We start from the raw sequence: 6,650 nt of genomic DNA on the forward strand, positions 1-6,650 counted from the left end.
CCGGTGGCGGGGCCGGGTGACCGGGTCGGGCAGTGGCGCCGAGCGGCCCGGCCAGGCAACGAGGCCGAGCAACCACACCGGGCCACCAGGGCGGCGGACGGGCCGGGCGACAGCGCCGGGCAACGAGGCCAGTCGACCGCCCCAGGGGACCCGCGGCGAGCGGATACGCCGGGCCACCGCGCCGGTGGGCAGGTTGGCCGGGCCGGGTTCCGGGGGTTGTTCTGGGCGGTGGAAAGGGCCGGATGACCTGGTCCCTGGGACCCTGCCGGGACCGGTCGGCCCTGTCGGTGGGGGCCCGGTCATGGTCCGCTGGAGATGGCACCGGGGGCATCCGGCAGACGCGGAGAAGCGGACGCCAGAGTTCCGTGCACCGCGCAATCAGGGCCCGCGAGAAGTGGGCGCCCCCGGCGCCACGCCTCGGGCCGGGCGCCTCCCAGCGGTGGCCGCGGCCATGGACAAGGGGTGCGTCGCCGCCGTGAGGGCACGCGTGCGGGGCCGCGGTCGGCATGCGGCGCCGCGTCGCGAGAGGCCGCCCATGGTCAGCCGTCGGCTGACGGACAGCGGCTGGCGGCCGGCGGCTCGTACGTCCCCGAGGCGGGCCGAGGTGCCGAGTGGGTCTGCCGGGAAGGAGGCAGCGATGGCGCGCCCCGTAACCGTCGGGCTGGACGGTTCCCCCGAGAGTCTGGCCGCCGCCGGATGGGCTGCCCATGAGGCCCGTTCGCGCGACGCGCCACTGCGGCTGGTGAACGCCTGGCCGGGACCCGATCAGAAGGATCTGACACCGGGCCGGGAGGCCGCCTGGCACTACTGGGCCGAGCGCGCCCTGGGTTCGGCCAGCGCCGAGCTGGACGCCGACCACCCCGACATGGCGATCCTCACCGATCAGATCCCCGGCCGGCCCGCGCCCGTCCTGCTGGCCGAGGCGGAGCGGGCCCAACTGCTGGTGGTGGGGTCCCGCTCGATCGGCGCGGTCGCCGGGTTCTTCCTCGGCTCCGTCGGTCTGGAGCTCGCCGCACGCGCCATGACCCCCGTGGTCCTGGTGCGGGCGGACACGCACGAGGGCCGGCAGGGCGATGTGGTGGTCGGGGTGGAGCCGGGCGAGCCGGGCGACGACATCCTGGAGTTCGCCTTCGACGCCGCGGCCCGCCGCGACGGTGTGCTGCGGGCCGTCTACGCCAGCCGGGTCCCCGCCATCCGGGGCGACGCCCCCTGGGTGGTGGACGTGGGGCTGAGCGACGCGCGCAAGGAGTCCGAGCACGCCCTGGGCGAGGTGCTGGCGCCGTGGCGGGACAAGTTCTCCGAGGTGCGGGTCTTCGAGGAGATCGCGTCGGACAGCCCGGCCCGGCAGCTCGTGGGCGTGGCGGCGGGGACGGCGCTGATGGTCGTGGGCCGTGGTCCGCGCCAGGTGGGGTTCGGCCCCCGACTGGGGCCGGTCACCCAGGCCGTGGCGCACCACGCCGCCTGCCCGGTCGCGATCGTGCCCCAGCGATGAGACAGGGACCTCGGGACGCTCGGCCACCTCGCCGCACGAGGCGCCCGCCCGGATGACATGCCATGCGACGCGGCGGCCGAGAACCGCGGCGGAAGCCCAAGGCGAACAACCGGAGGAGAACGCGAACAATCGGAAGGAGAGGGAAGCGGCCATGAAAGCACTCGTCTTCCACGGGCCGGAGCAGTGCTCCTGGCAGGAGGTGCCCGACCCCGAACTCGAGGCCACCACCGACGCGATCGTCCGGATCGACACCGCGACCATCTGCGGCACCGATCTGCACATTCTCCGCGGCGAGCTGCCGGAGGTCAGCCCCGGCCGGGTGCTCGGCCACGAGGGGGTCGGCGAGATCGTCGAGACCGGTGCCGACGTCCGCGGGGTCCGGCCCGGCGACCGGGTGCTGCTCTCCTGCATCTCGGCCTGCGGCCACTGCCGCTTCTGCCGGGAGCGCAACTACGGGCAGTGCCGTGACGGCGGGGGGTGGATCCTCGGGCGCATGGTCGACGGCACCCAGGCCGAGTATGTCCGGGTGCCCTTCGCCGATCTGTCCACGCATCCGCTGACGGGGCCGGTCGAGGGCCATGACGCCGTGCTGCTGGCGGATATCTTCCCCACCGCCTATGAGGTGGGCGTCCTCAACGGCCGGGTGGGGCCGGGCGATACGGTCGTGGTGGTGGGCGCCGGGCCGGTCGGGCTGGCCTCGGTCGCCACGGCGCAGTTCTTCTCCCCCGGCCGGATCATCTCCGTCGATCCGGACCCGGCCCGGCTGGACGCCGCCAAGCGGGTCGGCGCCGACGCGGTGGCGGATTCCGGCGAGGACCCGGAGCGGCTGGTCGACGATCTCACCGAGGGGCTCGGCGCCGATGTGGTGATCGAGGCCGTCGGGAGCCCGCGGAGCTTCGAGACCTGCACCCGGATGGTGCGGCCCGGCGGCCGGATCGCCAATGTCGGGGTGCACGCCCGGCCCGCCACGCTGCATCTCGAAGAGCTGTGGATCAAGAACGTGACGATCACCACCGGGCTGGTCGACACCTTCTCCACCCCCACTCTGCTCTCCCTGCTGGCCGCCGGGCGGCTGCCCGCGTCCACGCTGATCACTCATCTGTTCGAGCTGGACCAGATGGAGGAGGCGTACGACGTCTTCGCCCGCGCGGCCGACACCGGCGCGATCAAGATCGCGCTCGGCGAGGCCGCCCGGCCGCTGGTGGCCCGGGAGACGTGAGCAGGGCGGTGACGCGTATGGGAGCGCCGATCGTCGTCGGTGTCGACGGTTTCGCCGAGAGCCCGCCGGCCGCACACTGGGCGGCCCGTGAGGCGCTGCTGCGGGATCTGCGGCTGCGGCTGATCCATGCCTGGAACCCGCCGTCGCCCCAGGCCCCGACCCTCCCCCACGAGGACGACCTGCGCTACTGGGCGCAGCGTCTGCTGACCGACCTGGTGGGCGAGTTGCGGGACACCCATCCGGGGCTGCGGGTCTCGGCCGAGCTGGTGCCGCGCGAGACGGTGCCCGCTCTGCTGGACGCGGCCCGGGACGCCGAGATGCTGGTGCTCGGCTCGCGCGGCCGCGGCACCCCCGGCGGCTACCTCCTCGGATCGACCGGCCGCCATGTGCTGGCGCACGGGGAACGGCCGGTGATCATGGTGCACGCCGACGACCGGCCGCTGACCGCCGATGTGACCGTCGGGGTGTGTCTGCGGGGGACGAACGAGGAGACGCTGCGGTTCGCCTTCGACGCCGCCGCCCGGCGCGGCGGTGCGCTGCGCGCCGTGCACGCGGGCGCGGGCGCGGGCGTTCCGGGAAACGAGGAGTCGGGGGAGGCGAGAGCGGGGGACGCGCTGGACGCGGCGCTGCGCCCCTGGCGGGAGAAGTACCCCGGGGTGCCGGTGGCGGAGGCCCTCACCGCCGAGCGCCCGGCCCTCGGGGTGATGCACACCGCGCCGGGCTCCGGGCTGCTCGTGCTGGGCCGCGAGGAGACGGAGCCGGACCCCGTCCCCTGCCTGGGCTCGGTGATCCACGCGGCGGTGCACCACGCACCGTGTCCGGTGGCGGTCGTCCCGTGCGGCTGATGTCCGAAGGGAGCGGCTGATGTCCGAAGGGAGGCGAGAGTGACATGTCGGAGGCGATGACCACCGACCTCTACGAGGCGACGATGGCCCTGTCGTATCTGCGCGAGGGCATGACCGGCCCGGCCACCTTCGACCTCTACGTCCGCGGCCTGCCGCCCGAGCGGGGCTTCCTGGTCGCCGCGGGGCTGGAGCCGGCGCTGGACTTCCTGTCCGGCTTCCGTGTGGAGCACGAGGACGTGGCGGCGTTCGCCGCGGCGACGCACCGTCCGTACGAGGACCTCGAACCCCTGCTGGGGCTGGGCTTCGACGGCGAGGTGCGGGCGGTGCCCGAGGGGCGGATCGTCCTGGCCGGGGAGCCGCTGCTGGAGCTGACCGCGCCGCTGCCGCAGGCCCAGCTCGTCGAGACGTATCTGATGGGGCAACTGAGCCATCAGACCACCGTCGCCTCCAAGGCGGCCCGGTGTGTGCTGGCCGCGGAGGGGCGCCCGGTGGTGGACTTCTCGCTGCGCCGCACCCATGGCCCCTGGGCCGGGATGCAGTCGGCGCGGCTGAGCGCGATGACCGGGTTCACGGCGACCAGCAATGTGGCGGCGGCCGCCGCGTACGGGATCGAGGCGAGCGGGACGATGGCGCATGCGTACATCGAGGCGTTCCCGGACGAGGAGACCGCGTTCCGCGCGTTCGCCCGTACCCATCCCGGACCGGTCACCTTCCTGGTGGACACCTATGACACGGCGAGCGGAGTGGCCACCGCGGCGCGGGTGCTGAGCGAGCTGGAATCCGGGCCCGGCGGCGCGATCCGGCTGGACAGCGGCGACCTGGGCGAGCAGGCGGTGCGGGCGCGGGAGATCCTCGACGCGGCGGGGCTGCCCGAGGTGCGGATCGTGGTGAGCGGCGGGCTCGACGAGTACGCCGTGCAGGAGCTGGTCCACTCGGGCGCGCCGGTCGATGTCTTCGCCGTGGGCACCCGGATGGGGGTGTCGGCCGACGCCGCCGCCCTCGACACCGCGTACAAGCTGGTCGCCTACGACGGGACCCCGGTGATGAAACTGTCCTCGGCCAAGGCCACGGCCCCCGGGACCAAGCAGGTGTGGCGCCGCCCCGGCTACGCCGATGTGATCGGCGAGCGCGACGAGCTTCCGCCGCACGGCGGGGCGCCGCTGCTGGAGACCGTGATGCGGGAGGGCAGGCGCGCCGGAGCCCCCGACACCCTCGACCGCGCGCGGCGGCGGTTCGACACCGATCTCGCGGGGCTGCCACCGCACGCCCGGCGGATCCGCCACCCGGTCCCGCCCCGGCCGGCCACCTCCGCCGGACTGGCCCGGCTCGCGGGGCGGGTACGCCACCGGATCGAGCACCGGCTGGCGGCCGACAGCGAGGCGGGCGGAAGACAGGCAGCGTGACCCAAGGAGGATGCCGTGCCCCGGAGTGCGCACATTGTGAGCGATGTGATGACCCATACCGTCGTCGCCGTCGGCCGCGAAGCGCCGTTCAAGGAGATCGTCAGAACGCTGGAGCAGTGGCGGGTGAGCGCCCTGCCGGTGCTGGAGGGCGAGGGCCGGGTCATCGGCGTGGTCTCCGAGGCGGATCTGCTGCCCAAGGAGGAGTTCCGCGACAGCGATCCGGCACGGGTGGCGCAACTGCCCGACCTCCCTGGTATCGCCAAGGCGGGCGCGGTGACGGCGGATGAGCTGATGACGTCCCCCGCCATCACCGTCCACGCGAACGCGACGCTGGCCGAGGCCGCGCGGATCATGACCCATAAGCGGGTCAAACGGCTCCCGGTGGTGGACGGGGAGGGCCGTCTGGAGGGCATCGTCAGCCGCGCCGACCTGCTGAAGGTCTTTCTGCGGCCGGACGACGACATCGAGGAGGAGGTACGCCGCGAGGTGGTGGCCCACCTGTTCCCGGCCGCGGGGGAAACCGTCCGGGTGAGTGTGAACGAGGGCGTGGTCACCCTGACCGGCCGGGTCAAGGAGGCCGTCCTCATCCCGGCGGCGGCCCGCCTCATCCGAGCGATCGAGGGCGTGGTCGACTTCGACAACCAACTCACGGCGGCACCACATACGGCCCAGCGGCGGTAGGAGCGCTGTCCGGCGGCCCCTACCGGGCCGCCCCGCCCCGGGCCCGGCCCGGCGGACCCGCTCGATCAGCCACCACGGCCGCTGCCGGTCGGGACGCCCAAGGGCACCGATCGGTTGTCGGGTGCGGATTTCGTTTCGCGCCTTCGGCGCCGTTGAGCAGCGGGGCAGGGGCGGGGAGCGCGGGCCTCGCCGCCGGCCGCCGGGCCGGTGGGGGCAGGGCCGGTGGCGGCTTCCGTGCTCGGTGGCCGGACTCCGGTCCACGGGTCCGCGGGGTCCGGACCCCCATCCGAAAAATGCTTGATCTGACGCAAGCAGCGGAATGCTGAATGCAGTTTCTTCTCTCATGAGCCTGGTCCCGCTGACGCCCAGGAGGAGTGACAGCAGGACCAGTCCCCAAGAGCCCGCGCCCCGCTACGAGGCACGTGAACGGTGACCAGGAGTGGGGGCGCGGGGCGCGACCTCGATACGCAAGATCGCGTTCATGCGCCGCCACTTGTGATCGGACCACCGTGGAGCCTTCCGCGCGTGCTCTCTGGCCCATGCCCAGTCAGCAGCATCGCCGTCTGCCGCGGCCACAGGGGGCACGCACGCGCCGGATATCTCGACTGATGCCTGTTCCGCCCGACCATCCCGTTCCGGCCCTGCCGAAGGTGTGGGCAGGCCGGGGGATAACGGCGGTGTCCGGGTTGCTCTTCTCTCGCCGGTTATTGGGCACCCTCCAGGGCGTGTAGACCGATGATGTAAAGCGGGCGATCATGCGTGCCCCTCTCGTTCGTCTTCCGGTGCGCCCCGGATCAGGACGCCTGTCGCTGCCAGCCCTTCCTGGCAGCAGTCCCATTTGCGGTGGCTTTGAACCACCAAACCGCCCCGTGCGCCGCCTACGGCCGACCACACTCACCGCAAACGCGGGTGCGATCTGTCGAAACTTGTCTTCACTCACTCAAGGGCGCGCCTGCGGCGCGCCGGGCGGCCTGGCCGCCCCGCCGGGCTGCGGCGTGGCCGCCGGTCCC

Annotated in this window: 5 protein-coding genes; all 5 read left to right on the forward strand. The window is 73.6% G+C overall.

What is annotated here, in order from left to right:
* Nucleotides 1–637: 637 nt before the first annotated feature.
* The 5 genes from KN815_RS44820 (at nucleotide 638) to KN815_RS44840 (ending at nucleotide 5,640) form a co-directional block, all read left to right on the forward strand.
* Nucleotides 638–1,492, forward strand: coding sequence for a universal stress protein (locus KN815_RS44820; protein ID WP_216347556.1), 855 nt, complete (start codon nucleotides 638–640; stop codon nucleotides 1,490–1,492).
* Between the two features lie 151 nt (nucleotides 1,493–1,643).
* Complete coding sequence (locus KN815_RS44825; RefSeq protein ID WP_216347557.1) at nucleotides 1,644–2,711, forward strand: alcohol dehydrogenase catalytic domain-containing protein; 1,068 nt, start codon at nucleotides 1,644–1,646, stop codon at nucleotides 2,709–2,711.
* Nucleotides 2,712–2,728: 17 nt separating this feature from the next.
* Nucleotides 2,729–3,556, forward strand: coding sequence for a universal stress protein (locus tag KN815_RS44830; protein WP_216347558.1), 828 nt, complete (start codon nucleotides 2,729–2,731; stop codon nucleotides 3,554–3,556).
* 44 nt (nucleotides 3,557–3,600) lie between these two features.
* Nucleotides 3,601–4,959: a nicotinate phosphoribosyltransferase gene (locus KN815_RS44835; protein WP_216347559.1), complete on the forward strand. Its 1,359-nt coding sequence runs from the start codon at nucleotides 3,601–3,603 to the stop codon at nucleotides 4,957–4,959.
* Nucleotides 4,960–4,974: 15 nt separating this feature from the next.
* Nucleotides 4,975–5,640 carry a CBS domain-containing protein gene (locus KN815_RS44840; protein WP_216347560.1) on the forward strand — a complete coding sequence of 222 codons (666 nt, stop codon included), beginning with the start codon at nucleotides 4,975–4,977 and terminating at the stop codon, nucleotides 5,638–5,640.
* The last annotated feature ends 1,010 nt before the right edge of the window (nucleotides 5,641–6,650 follow it).

It is taken from the genome of Streptomyces niphimycinicus (assembly GCF_018883605.1).
GTDB classification, from domain to species: domain Bacteria; phylum Actinomycetota; class Actinomycetes; order Streptomycetales; family Streptomycetaceae; genus Streptomyces; species Streptomyces niphimycinicus.